The following is a 14,883-nucleotide window of genomic DNA, read 5'->3' on the forward strand; positions in this document are numbered from 1 at the left end:
CGCGTCACTCCTTGCCGAGGCCGTACTTGCGGTAGCGCTGGCGGAACTGATCGTAGGACAGGCCGAGCGCGGCGGCGGCCTCTTTCTGCACGAACCGGGTGCGCTCGAGGGCGTCCTTGCACAAGAACGCCTCGAACGCCTCGACCCGCTCGACCAGGGGCCGGGCCGGGTCGTCGACGAACCCGACCACGGCCGCGCGGCTGCCGCTGTCGTCGTGGGCCTCGGGCGGCAGCGCGCCGTCGACGTCGGCGGCGGTCAGCCGCTCGCCCTGGGCCATGTAGATGGCGCGCTCGACGACGTTCTTCAGCTCGCGGACGTTCCCGGGATAGTCGTAGCGCGCCAGGCGCGCGTAGGCCTCGGGCGTGATCTCCCTGACGGTGATGCCGGCGACCTCCTGGCGGAACAGCGCCAGGAAGTACGTCGCGAGCACCGGCACGTCCTCCATGCGCTCGGCCAGCGGCGGCAGCGCGATCACCTCGAACGCCAGGCGGTCGTAGAGGTCGGCGCGGAACGTGCCGGCGGTGATCGCGGCCCGCAGGTCGGCGTTGGTCGCGGCGATGACCCGGACGTTGACCTGGATCGACTCCGAGCCGGCCACGCGCTCGAACCGCTGGTACTCGAGGACGCGCAGGATCTTGGCCTGGAAGTCCATCGACATGTTGCCGATCTCGTCGAGGAACAAGGTGCCGCCGTCGGCCAGCTCGAACTTGCCCTCCTTCTGCTTGGTGGCGCCGGTGAACGCGCCCTGCTCGTGGCCGAACAGCTCGCTCTCGAGCAGGTTCTCGGGCACGGCCGCGCAGTTGATCGTGATGAACGGCTCGCTGGCCCGCGGCGACAGCGTGTGGATGGCCCGGGCCACCAGCTCCTTGCCGGTGCCGCGCGGCCCCAGCACCAGCACCGGCCGCGGCACCGGCGCGACCTTCTCGATCTTCGACAGCACCGCCAGCACCGGCGGCGCGTCGCCGACGATCTGCCAGCGCTTGCCGGCCAGCTTGCGCAGGCGCTCGTTGGTGGCGCGCAGCGCCTGGTTCTCGTCCTCGAGCCGGCGCCGCTCGTTGATGTGGTGCAGGATGCGCTCGACCTTGTCGACCGAGATCTCGAGCTTGTCCTCGAGGTACGGGTCCTTGGTCAGGAAGTCGACCGCGCCGGCCTTCACCGCCAGCACCGCGTCGTCGATCGTGCCGTGGCCGGTGAGGATGATGATCGGCAGATCGGGGTGGGCGGCGCGCAGGCTCTTGCAGATCTCGATGCCGGTGCGCTTGCCGACGCCGAGGTCGAGGTCGAGCACGACCATCTCGGCGTCGTGGCCCGCCAGCCACGCGATCGCCAGCTCGCCGTCGTCGAAGCTCTGGACGTCGCGGCCGCGGGCCTTGAACACGTCCGCGAGCAGGCGCCGGACCTCGGCCTGATCGTCGACGCAGACGATCGTGCCGCTCACGCGCGGCCTCCGGCCGGCGCCAGCGGGCCCAGCCCGGGGAAGCCGCCCAGGTCCGACGGCAACACGACGATCACGACGGTGCCCCGCCCCTCCTCGCTGTCGATCAGGATGCGGCCGTGGTGCGCGGTCACGACCCGCTCGGCGATCGTGAGCCCGACGCCGGAGCCGGTCTCCTTGGTCGTGTAGCCGGGCACGAAGATCCGCGGCAGCTCGGCCTTGGGGATGCCGGGGCCGGTGTCGGCGACGACGATCTCGACCGCCGGCGCCGACGTCGTCGCGATCGGCCGCACCGACACGGTGACGTTGCCGTGGGTCTTGTCGGCGGCGTCGGCGGCGTTGTGGACCAGGTTGACCAGCGCCTCGCGCAGGAGCATGCGATCGCCGCGCAGGTCCGGCACCGCGGCGGCGACGTGGATCTCGATCACGGCCTGGGTCCGCGCCTGGGCCGCGGCCACGACCTCGTGCACCAGCGGCGCCACCGCGATCACCTCGACCGTCGGGCCGGTGGCCTCCATCGAGCGCAGGTACTGGGCCCACTCCTCGTACAGCGCCATCACCTCGCGCTCGAGATCGCGCAGGCGCTCGCCCAGCTCGCCGTCGGCCAGCTTGCGCGCGCTGCGGGTGCGCGAGCCGATGATGCCGAGCACGTTCTTGACCCGGTGGCCGTGGGCGTAGACCCCGGCCAGCACGTCGCCGCGGGCGACCTCGGCGGCGGCGGTCACCAGCCGGGGCGCGGCCGAGCCGGCCACGCCGCTGGCGCCGGGCGCGGCCGCGTCGAGCAGGCGCCCGACCACGTCGGTCAGCCCCGGGCTCGACGGATCGGCCAGGCGCGCGGCGTTGCGCCACGCCAGGCCGTACCCGGCGTCGATCCGCAGCACGCGCTCGATCTCGGCCAGCGCGCCCTCGGCGTCGCCGCGGTCGAGGATCAAGAGCGCCAGCCGGCACGCGGCCTCGGCGTGGCCCGGGCGCAGGCGCAGGCCGCGGCGGTACGCGTCCTCGGCCTGGCTGCGGGTGGCGGGGTCGTCGGCGAGCGCGGTCGCGAGCAGGAACCACACCCGGGCCTGCTCGACCACGGCCTCGACGCCGGGCTCGGTCGCCAGGCGTCCGGCCAGCTCGGACAGGAGCGCGATCGCCGCGGCGCGGCTCGCGGGGTCGGCCGCGCGCCGGCGCAGGCTGCGATCGATCGCGCGCAGGCGCACCACCCGCGAGTCGGGCCGCGCCGCGGCCTCGGCCGCCAGCGCCGTGTCGATGTCGGCGTCGATCAGCCCGCGCTCGCCGTGCGCGATCCGCGCGGCCAGGAGCAGCGCCCGCCACAGCCGCACCGGCGCGTCCGCGGCGACGGCCTCGGCGGCGACGAAGGCGGCCTCGGCGTCGCTCGACCGACCGCACGCGACCACGCGCGCGACGACCTCCTCGTACAGCGCGCACTCGCGATCGATCAGCTCGAGGCGCTGCGCCAGCGGCGTGGCCGCGGCGGTGATCGCGCCCAGCAGATCCTCGTGGGCCGCCATCACGTTGGCGGCGGCGCCGGCGCCGTCGCGCTCGATCTCCGCGACGCTGGCCAGGCCCAGGCGCGCCCGCGCGCGCAGCGCCGCGGTCGCCGACGTGGCGTCGATCGCGGCGGCGAACGACATGCGCGCGGCGGCCAGCTCGCCGGCCGCGAGCTGCGCCGAGCCCAGGAGCACCCGGGCCGCGGCGCCGGGCTGGCGCTTGGCCGCCTCGCTGGCGTGGCGCCGGGCGGCCGCGACGTCGCCGACGGCGAGGGCCAGCTCGGCCAGCCGCCGCGCGGGGCCGGCGTCGCGCGGATCCGCGGCGGCGTGGGCCCGGGCCAGCGCGCCGCGCGCGGCCGCCGGCAGCCCGAGCGCCCAGTAGCGATTGCCGAGCTCGACCAGCGTGGTCATCGCCGGCGACGCTACCACCGTTACGACAACGCTTGCCGACGCGCCGCCACGTGATCGCGGAGCGTCCGCACCGCCGCGGCGTCGGCGCCGCCGTCGTCGGCCTCGGCCCACGCGTCGGCGAACCGATCCATCACCTCGGCGTCTCGTTGCAGCCGGCCCCGGACGGCCTCGTGGGCCTCGCGGAACTGCACGTAGAAGTCCTGGAGCATGTCGCCCTTGCGCAGCGGCGTGACCGCCCCGACCCGACCGTCGGACATCTTCTCCATGTACAGGCCGACCTTGTAGAGCGGGCCGGCGACCTTGTGGGTCATGATCAGGAGGAAGCCCGACAGGATCACCGTCAGGCCCAGGCCGATGCCGACCATCTGCAGGACCAGCGTGCGATCGCGCGCGGCGATGTCCTCCGCGAACTCGTGGCCATACTCGGCCAGCGCCTCGTCGGTGCCCGCCAGCTCGGCCAGGCCCTTCGACAGCTCGCCCGACGCCTCGTGCTCCTGCTGGTAGATCAGGAACCCGAGCGTGCCGGCGATCAGCGCCGACACCACCGTCACGACCAGCACGTAGCGGAGCTGCAGCCGCTTGTCGAGCAGGTAGTTCGACAGCTTGCGGTGCGTGCGCCCGCCGCCGCCGGGCGCCGCGCCGGGCGCGCCGGCCGGGACGTCGCCGGGGACCTTGCCGGCCGTCACGACCACCGCCGCCGGGACCTTCGGTTCATCCGCCAAGGGACTGCTCCTTTCGCGCCAGCACCTCGCGCAGCGCCACCGCCGCGGCCGCGGCCTCGGGCGAGCGGGTCAGCGCGCCGCTGGCGGTCGCGGCGTCGAGCGCGGCCCCGATGCGCGCCACGTCGTCCCGCTCGAGCCGCACCGCGCCGGCGTGGGCGTGCTTGAAGTGCTCGTAGAACTCGACCAGCTGATCGCCCTTGCGCAGGTCGTAGACCTTGTCGTAGCGGCCGTCGCGCATCTTGGCGAGGTAGAGCGTCACCTTGTAGAGCGGCCCCGCGACCTTGTGGGTCATCTTGATGCCCATGACCGCGAGGCCGAGGATCAGCAGCAGCCCCGAGCCGACCATGACCAGCACGATCATCTGGAACCGACGGTCGGCCGAGGCCAGCGCGGCGCTGATCTCGAGCTCGCAGGTGTGGTGGGCCGCGACCTGCTGCGCGTAGGTCTCGGCGAGCGGCGGCCCCGCCGGCGGCGCCTCCATCGTCATCGAGCTCGACTCGATCACGACCCGGCGGTGGTGCGCGCCCGGATCGTCGCCGGTCGGGTCGACGGGCGCGCCCGGATCGGTCGGCGCGCCGTCGGTCGGCCCCGCGGCCAGCCCGGCGTCGAGGTCAGCGGGCGCGGCCGGCGTCGGCGCGGCGACTGGCGCCGGCGTCGGCGCGGCGACCGGCGCCGGGGTCGGCGCGGCGACCGGCGCCGGGGTCGGCGCGGCCCGGCCCGCCTGGGCGATCGGCTCCGGCAGCGCCGGGCAGGCCCGGCCGCGGATGCCCGACTTGCCAACGGTGGTCGCCTCGGACGCCACCCGGATGACCCACCAGCCCAGGAGCGCCATCAGCAAGGTCGCGAGCCCGACCATGATCAGCGTGAACGACAGCTGGTACTGCTTGTTGATCAGCAGGTTCTTCCAGCTGCGCTTGTAGTTGCGGTCGCTCATGGGGCCGCCGCCTTGGTCCGGATGGTCGGGACCACCTTGGACGCAACGAGGTCCTCGATCACCGCGGCCACGCAGTCTTGCTTGGCGAGGGCGATGTCGGACTCGTCATTGGATCCAGCCACGCTGGCGTTGCCGGTAAGCACGGCGAAGATGCTCTTCTCGGGGTAGGAGGCGATCAGCATGCTGATCTTACAGGAGACCGTGGCCGACGCGCCTTTTTGTTTGACCGTGACCTCGTTCACGGTGCCGTCCAGGTAGAACCCCGAGACCTTCTTGCTGGTCAGGTCCTTCTTGGTCGGCGCCTTGCCGCTGGGCCAGGTCTGCATGAACTCCTTGGCCTTCCTGGAGAGGGTGGTCTGCGCGGTCTTCTTGGCCAGGGCCTTGAGCTCGGGCTCGGCCTTCGAGGCCATCTCCGCGACCAGGACGAAGACCCCGCCGGTCGTCACCGGCGACGTGATCGTGGCGGCGTCGATCGCGTCGAGCTTCTTCAAGGTCTTCGCGGCCACCTTCTTCACCGAGTCGGTCGAGTCGCGCGCCAGGAGCTTCTCGAGCGCGGTCCGGGCCTGGGCCCGGGTGGTCGCCGGCGTCGCGGCGGTGACCACCTTGCCCAGCGCCACCGCGGCCGCGCCGCGCACGGTCTTGTCGCCGTCAGCCAGCGCGCCGACCAGCGCCGGCACGCCGCGCTGATCGCCGAGCTTGGCCAGCGCCAGCACCGCCGACAGCCGGACCTTGTAGTCCGAGCCGCCCTTGACGTCCCGGATCAGCACGTCGACGTTGTCGGCCCAGGCGACGCCGGGCGCCGCGACCGCGACCAGCGCCAGCGCGACGACGATCGCGACGTGGCGCAGCGTTCGACTCGCCCGGCCAGGACACCGACGTTGCATCGCCGAGTTCGACGGTGCCACCGAGCGGATCTTCACCGCTCCACGCTAGCGGTCGGCCGCCGTCGGTGCAATCACTGCTTCGCGCGATCTCCTGCGGCGCGGGCGCGCGCCAGCTGTGCGTCGCGGTAGGTCCGCGCGAGTTCGACGTAGTGGGCCGCGCTCGAGGCGATCCAGCCGCGCTCGCGATCGTCGACGGCGCGCTTGACCTTGGCGGGCGCGCCGAGCACGAAGCTGCCCGGCGGGATCTCGGTACCTGGCGTGATCAGCGCACCTGCGCCTACCACGCTGCCGCGCCCGATCCGGGCGCGGTCGAGGATGATCGCGCCCATGCCGATCAGGCAGTCGTCCTCGACCGTGCACGCGTGGATGATCGCGCGGTGGCCGACCGTGACCCGGTCGCCGATCGTCGTGCCGCTGACGTCGCCGGTGATGTGGACGACCGAGTTGTCCTGGATCGAGGTGTCGCGGCCGATCCGGATCGGCATCATGTCGCCGCGGATCACCGTGCCGAACCAGATCGACGAGCCGGCGCCGATGGTGACGTCGCCGATCACGACGCTCTGCTCGGCGAGGTAGGCGTCGGGGTCGATCGTGGGGACGTGCGCAGCGAACGGGATGACGACGGACATCGCGGCGACGCTACCGCGGCGCGACCAGCGCGGTCACCACCTGGCACGCACCGTCGTGGGCCAGGGCGCCGCTCGACACCGCGGCGGCGTAGCGGATGCGGCCGTCGCGGTCGGTGACCAGGACCGCGCCGTCCGTGCCCCCGTCGAGCGCGCCCAGCAGCCCCGAACCGGCGTCGCGCTCGACCCGCCACGCCGTGATCGGCATCGGGACCAGCGCCCGCAGCGCGTCGAACTCGACCGTCGAGTCGGCCAGCACCAGCGCCCGCACCTGCACCGGCTCGCCCACGCCGCGGGCGGCCAGCTCGTCGACCAGCCCGCCGATCTCGACCGCGCAGGCGTCGCACCGGGCGTCGAACACCGCCACCACCATCGGCCCGACGCGCCAGGCCTCGCGCCGCACCGTCAGGCCGACCTCGTCGAACGCCGGCAGCGCCGGCAGGTCGTGGCCGACCAGCAGCAGGTGGAGGATCTCGTCGGGCGTCGGCCGGGCGACCAGCCGCGGCAGCGCCAGCACCCGGCGACCGTCGCGATCGATGACCAGCGGGAACCGGGCGCCGATCTCGGCGTCACGGATCTGCTGGCCGAGATCCCGGATCGGCCGGCCATCGGCGCTGACGAGCACGTCGTGCCGGCGCAGGCCAGCCGCGGCCGCCGGGGTGCCGGGGTGGACCTCGGTCACGATCGCGCCGCCGCCACCGAGCTGCTGGTAGGTGATGCCGAGCCACGGCGTCGGCCCCGCCTCGTCGGCGGCCAGCGGCGCGGCCAGCGCGCCGACGATCGCCAGGGCCACGACCATCCGCATGGACCGCAGTCTACGCCGGACGCCCGGGAGGGTCGACCTCGACCTCACGGCCCCGGGTGGGCGCGGAACCACGCCACCGCCTTGGCGATCGTGGCGTCGAGCGGCGTCCGCGGCATGCCGAGCTCGCGCCGGGCCTTGTCGCAGTCGTACCAGACGGTCGCGAGCGCGTAGCGCGCGGCCTTGACCGTGACCCGGGGCGGCGGACCGCCGCGCTCGGCCCAGCGCTCGAGCAGCCAGGCGCCGGCGACGACGGCCGCGCCCGGCAGCGTGCGGCGGATCGGCCGCAGCCCGGCGATCCGCGCGACCGCGCCGTAGAACTCGCGGTAGGTGACGTTGTGGCTGCCGGCGATGTAGCGCTCGCCGATCCGGCCGCGCTCCTCGGCCAGCACGTGGCACGCGGCGACGTCGTCGACGTCGACCGCGCAGAACCCGCCGTCGGTGTAGCCGGGCACCCGACCGGCCAGGGCCTCGGCGATGAAGCGCCCGGTCGGGGTCGGCCCGCGATCGCGCTCGCCGAACGGAAACGCCGGACACACGATCACCACCGGGGCGCCGTCCCGGGCGAACCGCTGGGCGTCCTGATCCGAGAGGTACTTCGAGCGGATGTACGCGTCGCCGCCGCGCCAGTGGTTCCAGGTGAACCGCTCGTCGGCGAGCTGGCCCGGCGCCGGCACGCCGATCGCCGCGATCGAGCTGGTGTGGACGATCCGCTGGACCCCGGCCTTGGCCGCGGCGCCCAGCACGTTCTTGGTGCCCTCGACGTTGACCTCGAAGATCCGGGCCGGGTCGGGCAGCCACAGGCTGTAGATCGCCGCGAGGTGGTAGACGACGTCGCAGCCGCGCACGGCCGCGGCCACGGCGGCCTGATCGCGCACGTCGACGACGACCTGCTCGACGTCGAGCCCGGCGAGGTTGTCGGCGCCCTCACCCGGCGCCAGGGTCGCGCGCACCGACCGGCCCCGCGCCAGCAGCGCCCGCACCACGGCCGAGCCGATGAAGCCGCCCGCGCCGGTGACCAGGGTCCGCACGCTCGACCGGATACCACGACCGCGGGCCCTGCACGGTCCAGGGGGCGCACCCACATGTCCTACATGTAAGTTGTTTGACTTCATAGTCGCACCCAGCGATCATTTCGTCATGAAGCCAGCGCGCCATGCCCAGTGGGTTCCCGATGGATCGCCGCGGCGCCCGCCGAGCGCGCCGCCTCCAGTGGGCGTGGCGGCGGACAAGCGCATCCATATCCGCTTCGATATGCTGTTCCCGTGCGTGCTCGCGAGCGAGCTGTACGGCGAGACCACGGTGGTCGTGCGCAACGTGTCGGCCGGCGGGATGATGGTGCAGTCGAGCGAGATCCTGCCGCTCGGCACGGTCGTCACGGTGCACTTCCGGATGAGCGACTGCGACGATGAGATCGTCGCGCAGGCCGAGGTGAAGCACCACCTGTGCCTCAACTTCGGCGCCCACGGCGACGAGCCTCAGGCGGCGCGGGCGATGGGGCTGCGGTTCCTCGACTTCGACACCGAGCTGCCGCTCACCCTCCCCGGTCAGCGGATCCTCCACTGATCGATGCCGTCCGGCGACGCCCCGGCGCGCGGAATAGCCTGCGGCGGCTCGGCGTCCTCGTCGATGATGCCCCGCCACCGCGACGATCTCCTCGGCTTGCGTCGCGCACGTCGATTCGCTAGGACAGCCCCATGCGTCGCTTGACCCTCGCCGTCGTCCTGGCCTGCGCCGCCGCCGGCCCTGCCGCCGCCGGCCGTGACGCCGCCGCCGTGGTCGCCGAGCTCGGCGCCGGCACGGCGACGCCCGCGGCCGCCGTGCCGGAGCTGGCGGCGCTGCCGGTCGAGACCCTGGCGGCGCAGCTCGCGCGGCCGCGGACGTCCACCGTCGATCAGCGCCGCGCGGTGCTCAAGGCGATCAAGGCGTCGGTCCCCGACGCGTCGGGCAAGTTCGAGACGCCGGCGCGGCAGAAGGCCGACCAGGTCCGCGCCGACGAGGCGTTCGACTGGCTGGCCGAGCTGACGGCGGCGCCCGGCGATCTGCCCGGCCAGGCCGAGGTCATCGCCGACGTCGCGCTCCTGCGCGCCCTCGCGGCCTCGCCCGACCGCGCCGCCGCCGCGGTGATCATCGACGCCGCGTTCGCGCCGGACACGATGATCTACCGCGACGAGTGCGGTCGCCGGCTGCGGGCGATGGCGCCCGAGTCGGTGCCGGCGCTGACGATCGCGTCGCAGGCCAAGGAGGTCGCGCGCGCCCGCTACGCCACGTACCAGCTCGAGCGCCTCGATCGCCAGGAGCCGGGCAAGGCCATGGCGGCGACCGCGGCCGACGAGGATCTGCGGGTCGCGCAGCTGCGCGCGTTCGGGTCGTCGCACCACCGCGAGGCGGTCGCGACCGTGCTGAAGTTCGTCGACGACAGCGCGCCGCGGGTGCGCGCGGCCGCCCGCGCGGCCTGGAACGACTACGTCACCGGGCCGCCCCCCAAGCCGGCGCCCAGGAAGCGCCTGCAGCTCCCCGGCGGCAAGTTCGCCAACAAGGAGACGCCGCTGTGGCTCACCTACCGCGAGCTGGCGGCGATCGAGCTCAAGCGCACCGCCGAGGACGTGCTCGGCGAGGTGTTCGCCGAGGACGCGGCGATCGATCTGGCCGCGGTGTCGCAGCGCCTGTTCGAGCACTACGACGCCGAGCGCGCCAAGATCGACGACGCCGCGTTCGCCGCCGCCAAGGCCAAGGTCGACGGCGGCGACCTCGCCGGGGCGATCGCCGAGTTCGATCGGCTGCTCGCCACCGCCGGCACGATCCCGCACCCGACCGAGGCCGCGGCGATCTACCTGACCCACGCCCGCGCGCTCGAGCAGGCCCAGCAGTGGGACGGCGCCGCGGCCGCCTACGGCAAGGCGCTGGGCATCGATCCCCAGGGCGGCAACGCCGTCGACGCTGAGGCCGGCCGCGAGTACGCGCTCGGCAAGGCGTTCGAGGCCGTCGGCAAGGACGGCAGCGCGAACTTCCGCCGCGCCGTCGCGCTCAAGCCCGACTACGCCCCCGCCCGCGCCGCCGCCGCCAAGGACGAGCCGCCCCAGCGCAAGGCCTGGATGCTCTACGGCGGCGGCGCCGTCGCCGCCTGCGCCGCCCTGCTCGCCGTCCTCGGCCTCACCCGCCGCCGCCGCCGCGCCTGAGCCAGTCGGACGCAGAACTGGAGCCGGAACGGGAGCCGGAGCCGTAAGCGGAGCCGGAACCGGAGCCGGAGCCGAGCCGAAACCGAAACCGGAGCCGGAGCCGGAACCGGAGCCGGAGCCGGAGCCGGAGCCGGAACCGGAACCGAAACCGGAGCCGGGAGCCGGAGCCGGAACCGGAACGAACGGAGCCGGAGGACCGGAGCCGGAGCCGACCGGAGCCGGAGCCGGAGCCGGAGCGGAGCCGGAACCGGCCCCGGAAACCGAGCCCGCTCCCCCGCCCTCACGCCTGCTCGAGCTCGAGCGCGAACGCTGTCCCTCCGCCCGGCCCATCGACCACGGCCAGCGTCCCGCCCATCGCCTCGGCGGCGGCCCGCGCGATCGCCAGGCCCAGCCCCGACCCCTCCCCGCGTCGCGCCGCGGCCCCGCGGTAGAACCGCTCGAACACCCGCTCGCGCTGCGCCGGCGCGATCGCCGCGCCGCCGTCGGCCACCATCAGCCGCACCCGCCCGCCGTCCGCGCGCGCGGTCACCGCGATCGGCGCCGCGCCGTGCTTGTGGGCGTTGTCGATCAGGTTCTGGACGATCTGCTCGAGCCGCTCGTGATCGCCGCGCACCGCCAGCTCGGCGGCGACGTCGATCGCGACCGCCGCCGCGCCCGGCCGCGCCGCCGCCGCGGTGGCGACGCACGCCGCCACCATTGGCGCCAGCGCGATCGCCCGCCCCGGCTCGCGCGCCTCGGGCCGCGTGCCCTGGCGCTCGAGCTCGAGCAGGCCCGCGACCAGCCGCGCGATCCGATCGGCGTTGCGCGCGATCGTCGCGACGAACTCGCGCCGCATCGCCGGCTCGAGCTCGTCATCGGCGAGCGTCTCGGCGAACCCGGCGATCGCGGTGATCGGCGTGCGCAGCTCGTGGGCGGCGTTGGCCAGGAACTCGCGCCGGACCACCTCGAGCGCGCGCAGCCGCGACACGTCGTGCAGCACGCACACCGCGCCGCGGCGGGCCGGCAGCGGGCGCACGTTGATGCGGACGGTGCGGCCGCGCAGCTCGATCTCGTCCTCGATCGGCGCGCCGGCGCGGGCCGAGCTCAGCGGCGCGATCAGCGCGTCCGGCAGCGGCGCCGCCGGATCGACCAGGCGATCCGCGGCCGGGTTGGTCAGCGTCACCGCGCCGTCGGCCTCGACCACGATCACGCCCTCGACCATCGCGCCGATCACCGCCAGCGATCGATCGCGCTCGCGGGTCAGCGCGCCGACCTGAGCCTGGACCTCGCCGGCCAGGCCGACCAGCGCCCGCGACAGCACCCCCAGCTCGTCCTTGGTCGGGGCCGGCGGGCCGATCGCGTAGTCGCCGCGGGCGACCCGCGCGGCGTCGCGGGTCATCGCGTGCAGCGGCCGGACGATCGCCCGGATCGCCAGGACGCCGAGGCCCAGCGCCACCGCCAGGCCGACCAGCGCCGCCAGCGCCAGCTGCAGCCGCAGCGCGCGCCGGGTCGCCGCGAGCCCGGTCATCGGCACCGACAGCCGGATGACCCGGCCGTCGGGCGCGCGCACCGCGACCAGGTAGGCCTCGCCCCCGTCGGGCGGCAGGGTCCGCACCGCGCGGCCGACCGCGCCGGCCCGGGCCGCGCGCACCTCGGGCGCGTCGCCGACCGCGAGCCCGACGTCGCCGGCCCGCTCGGAGTCGCCGAGGACCACGCCGTCGCCGCTGACGATCGTCACGCGCGCGTTGACCACGCCGGCCAGGCGCGGCGCCAGGCGCTCGGGCTGGCCCGCGGTGTCGAGCCACTTCATCACGCCCAGCGCCTGCCGGCGCAGGCGGTCGTCGGTGCCGTCGCGGAGGTCGCGCCCGATCGTGCGATCGAGCAGGACCAGCGTCGCGGCGGTCACCACCAGGACGATCGAGACGAACCCGAGCAGGAGCCGCGTGCGGACCGACACGTCAGGCGCCCGGCTCGTCCTTGCGCGCGCGGTAGCCGAAGCCGTGGACCGTCTCGACCCAGTCGGCCGCGGCGCCGAGGCTCTGGCGCAGGCGCCGGACGTGGACGTCGACGGTGCGGGTGTTGACGTTGCCGTGGATGTCCCAGACCGCGCCCAGCAGATCCTCGCGCGAGAACACCCGCCCCGGCGCCGCGGCCAGCGTGACCAGGAGCTTGTACTCGAGCGGGCGCAGCGCCAGCGCGGCGTCGTCGGCGGTGACCACGTGCGCGATCGGATCGATCGTCAGGGGCCCGAGCCGGATCGGCCCGCCCGCGGCCGGGGTCGAGCGCTCGGCCAGGCGCCCGGCCAGCGCCGCGACCCGCAAGACCACCTCGCGCACGACGAACGGCTTGGTCACGTAGTCGTCGGCGCCGACCTCGAGGCCGGTGATCCGATCGTCGGGATCGGCGCGCGCGGTCAGCATGATGATGCCGACGGCGGCGCAGGTCGGGTCGGCCCGCAGCGCCTGGCACAGCGCGAAGCCGTCGCCGTCGGGCAGCATGACGTCGAGCAGCACGACCGTCGGTGGCTCGGCCCGCACCCGGGCGCGGGCCTCGGCCACGGTCGCCGCGACGGCGACGTCGTACCCGGCCGCGCGCAGGTGGTAGTCGAGCAGGCGCGCCACGTCGGGCTCGTCCTCGACCACCAGGATCCGCTTGCGCATGCGCCATGGTACCGCGACCGCGCGGCGCCCGCGCGCGCCGCGCCGGTGTTACCCACCGGTAACAGAGCCAGGGCCGACGCGCGGGTATCGTCGACGCCATGACGATCCGCTGTCGATGGCTGGTAGCGCTGGCGCTGGTGGTCGGGCTCGGGGGCTGCCGCAAGCACGCGCCGAGCGGCACCGTCCGCGTCGCCGCCGCCGCCGATCTGGCCCGCGCGTTCGAGGAGGTCGGCCGCGCCTTCAAGGCCAAGACCGGCACCAACGTGGTCTTCACGTTCGGCTCGTCGGGCTTGCTCGCCAAGCAGCTCGGCGAGGGCGCGCCGTTCGATCTCTACGCCGCCGCGTCGAAGTCGTACGTCACCCAGGTGGTCGACAAGGGCGCCTGCGACGGCGCGACCCGCGCGATGTACGGTCGCGGGCGGCTGGTGGTGTGGAGCAAGGGCCAGGCCCTGGCCACGCCCGCCGACCTGGCGGAGCCGCGCTTCGCCAAGATCGCGATCGCCAACCCCGACCACGCCCCTTACGGGAAGGCCGCCAAGCAGGCGCTCGAGCGCCTGGGCCTGTGGGACCAGGTGTCACCGAAGCTGGTCTTCGCCGAGAACGTCCAGGTGACGATGCAGTGGGCCCAGGACGGCTCGGCCGACGCGTCGATCGTCGCGCTGTCGCTCGCGACCGTGACCACCGGCGGCACCTCGATCCCGGTCGATCCCGCCAACCACGATCCGCTCGACCAGGAGCTGGTGGTGTGCGGCAAGGGCGCCGGCCGCGCCGGGGCCGAGGCCTTCGCCGCGTTCGTGGCGTCGCCGGCGGGGCGCGACATCATGCGCAACTACGGCTTCCGGCTGCCCGGCGAGTGACGGTAGGGTGGCGGCGTGGACGCCGCCACCGCGCTCGCGCTGATCGGAGCCGGCATCGCGGCGGGCGCGCTCAACACGCTGGCCGGCGGCGGCTCGCTGATCTTCGTGCCGGCGCTGATGTTGTCGGGCATGGACGGCACGGTGGCCAACGCCTCGAGCCGGGTCGCGATCTTCATGCAGTGCGTCGCCGGCGCGGCCGCGTTCGCGCGCGGCGGGCACCTGCCGACCGCGGCCGCGCGCTCGATCGTGCCGCCGGTGCTGGTCGGCGCCGCGGCCGGGGCCTACGTCGCCACCCAGATCTCGAACCGGATCTACACGCCGCTCTTGCTCGGCACGCTCGCGCTGATGGCGCTGGCGCTGATCATCAACCCGCGTCGGTTCGCGCCGCCGTCCGACGCGACGCCGCGCGCGGTCCGCGGCGCGCCGGCGATCCTGGGGCTGGTCGCCGCCGGCTTCTACGGCGGCGTGCTCCAGGCCGGCGCCGGGTTCGTGTTCCTGGCGATCCTGGCCGCCGGCCTCCGCTACGACCTGGTCCGGGCCAACGCGCTCAAGGCGCTGGTGATGCTCATCTACGTCGCGCTGACCGCGGGCGTGTTCATCGCCTACGGCATGGTCCGCTGGGCGCCGGCGCTGGTGCTCGGGGCCGGCGCGATCGTGGGCGCGATCGCCGCCGCGCGCCTGGCGATGACGCCCCGGGGCGCCGCGCTGACCAAGGGCGTGGTCGTGATCGCGGTGCTGGCGCTCCTGGTCGTGATGATCACGCGGCTGTGACCGCGCCGCTCAGGGCCGGTCGCGTCTTCGGTCGAGCACCGAGCCGCGCGCCGGGAGCTTCGCGGGGGGGGGGGGGGGGGGGGGGGGGGGGGGCGCGGGCGGGGGGGGGAACCTGGCGACAGGCCTCCCT

14 protein-coding genes are annotated in these 14,883 nt (G+C 74.7%); 4 read left to right on the plus strand and 10 right to left on the minus strand.

Annotated features, from left to right (window positions below):
- Window positions 1–4: 4 nt before the first annotated feature.
- Genes IPL61_38730 through IPL61_38765 form a run of 8 tightly spaced genes read right to left on the minus strand, consistent with a single transcriptional unit; the run spans window position 5 to window position 8,338 of the window.
- The gene (locus IPL61_38730; GenBank protein ID MBK9037120.1) at window positions 5–1,438 is read right to left on the minus strand and encodes a sigma-54-dependent Fis family transcriptional regulator; all 1,434 of its coding nucleotides are present in this window, start codon (window positions 1,436–1,438) and stop codon (window positions 5–7) included.
- Window positions 1,435–3,339, minus strand: coding sequence for a sensor histidine kinase (locus tag IPL61_38735; protein MBK9037121.1), 1,905 nt, complete (start codon window positions 3,337–3,339; stop codon window positions 1,435–1,437). The genes IPL61_38730 and IPL61_38735 overlap by 4 nt, the downstream gene beginning before the upstream one ends.
- 20 nt (window positions 3,340–3,359) lie before the next feature.
- The gene (locus IPL61_38740; protein MBK9037122.1) at window positions 3,360–4,061 is read right to left on the minus strand and encodes a hypothetical protein; all 702 of its coding nucleotides are present in this window, start codon (window positions 4,059–4,061) and stop codon (window positions 3,360–3,362) included.
- Window positions 4,051–4,995 carry a hypothetical protein gene (locus IPL61_38745; protein MBK9037123.1) on the minus strand — a complete coding sequence of 315 codons (945 nt, stop codon included), beginning with the start codon at window positions 4,993–4,995 and terminating at the stop codon, window positions 4,051–4,053. The genes IPL61_38740 and IPL61_38745 overlap by 11 nt, the downstream gene beginning before the upstream one ends.
- Complete coding sequence (locus IPL61_38750; GenBank protein MBK9037124.1) at window positions 4,992–5,915, minus strand: HEAT repeat domain-containing protein; 924 nt, start codon at window positions 5,913–5,915, stop codon at window positions 4,992–4,994. The genes IPL61_38745 and IPL61_38750 overlap by 4 nt, the downstream gene beginning before the upstream one ends.
- Window positions 5,916–5,950: 35 nt before the next feature.
- Window positions 5,951–6,508, minus strand: coding sequence for a gamma carbonic anhydrase family protein (locus IPL61_38755; protein ID MBK9037125.1), 558 nt, complete (start codon window positions 6,506–6,508; stop codon window positions 5,951–5,953).
- Between the two features lie 10 nt (window positions 6,509–6,518).
- A complete protein-coding gene (locus IPL61_38760; GenBank protein ID MBK9037126.1) occupies window positions 6,519–7,310 on the minus strand; it encodes a PDZ domain-containing protein in 792 nt (263 codons plus the stop codon).
- A 44-nt stretch (window positions 7,311–7,354) separates the two neighbouring features.
- Window positions 7,355–8,338 (minus strand): NAD-dependent epimerase/dehydratase family protein, encoded by a 984-nt coding sequence (locus IPL61_38765; protein ID MBK9037127.1) that lies wholly within the window; start codon window positions 8,336–8,338, stop codon window positions 7,355–7,357.
- Window positions 8,339–8,561: 223 nt separating this feature from the next.
- On the opposite strand from IPL61_38765, the gene IPL61_38770 reads away from it, so the two are divergent.
- Window positions 8,562–8,873: a PilZ domain-containing protein gene (locus tag IPL61_38770; GenBank protein ID MBK9037128.1), complete on the plus strand. Its 312-nt coding sequence runs from the start codon at window positions 8,562–8,564 to the stop codon at window positions 8,871–8,873.
- Window positions 8,874–9,004: 131 nt separating this feature from the next.
- Window positions 9,005–10,486 carry a hypothetical protein gene (locus IPL61_38775; protein MBK9037129.1) on the plus strand — a complete coding sequence of 494 codons (1,482 nt, stop codon included), beginning with the start codon at window positions 9,005–9,007 and terminating at the stop codon, window positions 10,484–10,486.
- Between the two features lie 280 nt (window positions 10,487–10,766).
- On the opposite strand, the gene IPL61_38780 is transcribed toward IPL61_38775, so the two are convergent.
- Complete coding sequence (locus tag IPL61_38780) at window positions 10,767–12,422, minus strand: HAMP domain-containing protein (GenBank protein ID MBK9037130.1); 1,656 nt, start codon at window positions 12,420–12,422, stop codon at window positions 10,767–10,769.
- A 1-nt stretch (window position 12,423) separates the two neighbouring features.
- Entirely contained in the window at window positions 12,424–13,125 is a 702-nt protein-coding gene (locus IPL61_38785) for a response regulator (protein ID MBK9037131.1), read from the minus strand.
- Between the two features lie 98 nt (window positions 13,126–13,223).
- Between IPL61_38785 and modA the strand changes: the two genes are divergently transcribed.
- Together modA and IPL61_38795 are read left to right on the plus strand one after the other, a co-directional pair.
- The gene (gene modA / locus IPL61_38790) at window positions 13,224–13,982 is read left to right on the plus strand and encodes a molybdate ABC transporter substrate-binding protein (protein ID MBK9037132.1); all 759 of its coding nucleotides are present in this window, start codon (window positions 13,224–13,226) and stop codon (window positions 13,980–13,982) included.
- 15 nt (window positions 13,983–13,997) lie between these two features.
- Window positions 13,998–14,753: a sulfite exporter TauE/SafE family protein gene (locus IPL61_38795; protein MBK9037133.1), complete on the plus strand. Its 756-nt coding sequence runs from the start codon at window positions 13,998–14,000 to the stop codon at window positions 14,751–14,753.
- The last annotated feature ends 130 nt before the right edge of the window (window positions 14,754–14,883 follow it).

It is taken from the genome of Myxococcales bacterium (assembly GCA_016717005.1).
GTDB lineage: Bacteria > Myxococcota_A > Polyangia > Haliangiales > Haliangiaceae > UBA2376.

What these genes read in the sequence shown, in the direction of transcription:
- IPL61_38775 (MBK9037129.1), top strand. Translation starts at nt 9,005, where the DNA reads ATGCGTCGCTTGACCCTCGCCGTCGTCCTGGCCTGCGCCGCCGCCGGC.
- IPL61_38770 (MBK9037128.1), top strand. Translation starts at nt 8,562, where the DNA reads ATGCTGTTCCCGTGCGTGCTCGCGAGCGAGCTGTACGGCGAGACCACG.
- IPL61_38785 (MBK9037131.1), bottom strand. Translation starts at nt 13,125, where the DNA reads ATGCGCAAGCGGATCCTGGTGGTCGAGGACGAGCCCGACGTGGCGCGC.
- IPL61_38735 (MBK9037121.1), bottom strand. Translation starts at nt 3,339, where the DNA reads ATGACCACGCTGGTCGAGCTCGGCAATCGCTACTGGGCGCTCGGGCTG.
- IPL61_38745 (MBK9037123.1), bottom strand. Translation starts at nt 4,995, where the DNA reads ATGAGCGACCGCAACTACAAGCGCAGCTGGAAGAACCTGCTGATCAAC.
- modA (MBK9037132.1), top strand. Translation starts at nt 13,224, where the DNA reads ATGACGATCCGCTGTCGATGGCTGGTAGCGCTGGCGCTGGTGGTCGGG.
- IPL61_38755 (MBK9037125.1), bottom strand. Translation starts at nt 6,508, where the DNA reads ATGTCCGTCGTCATCCCGTTCGCTGCGCACGTCCCCACGATCGACCCC.
- IPL61_38760 (MBK9037126.1), bottom strand. Translation starts at nt 7,310, where the DNA reads ATGCGGATGGTCGTGGCCCTGGCGATCGTCGGCGCGCTGGCCGCGCCG.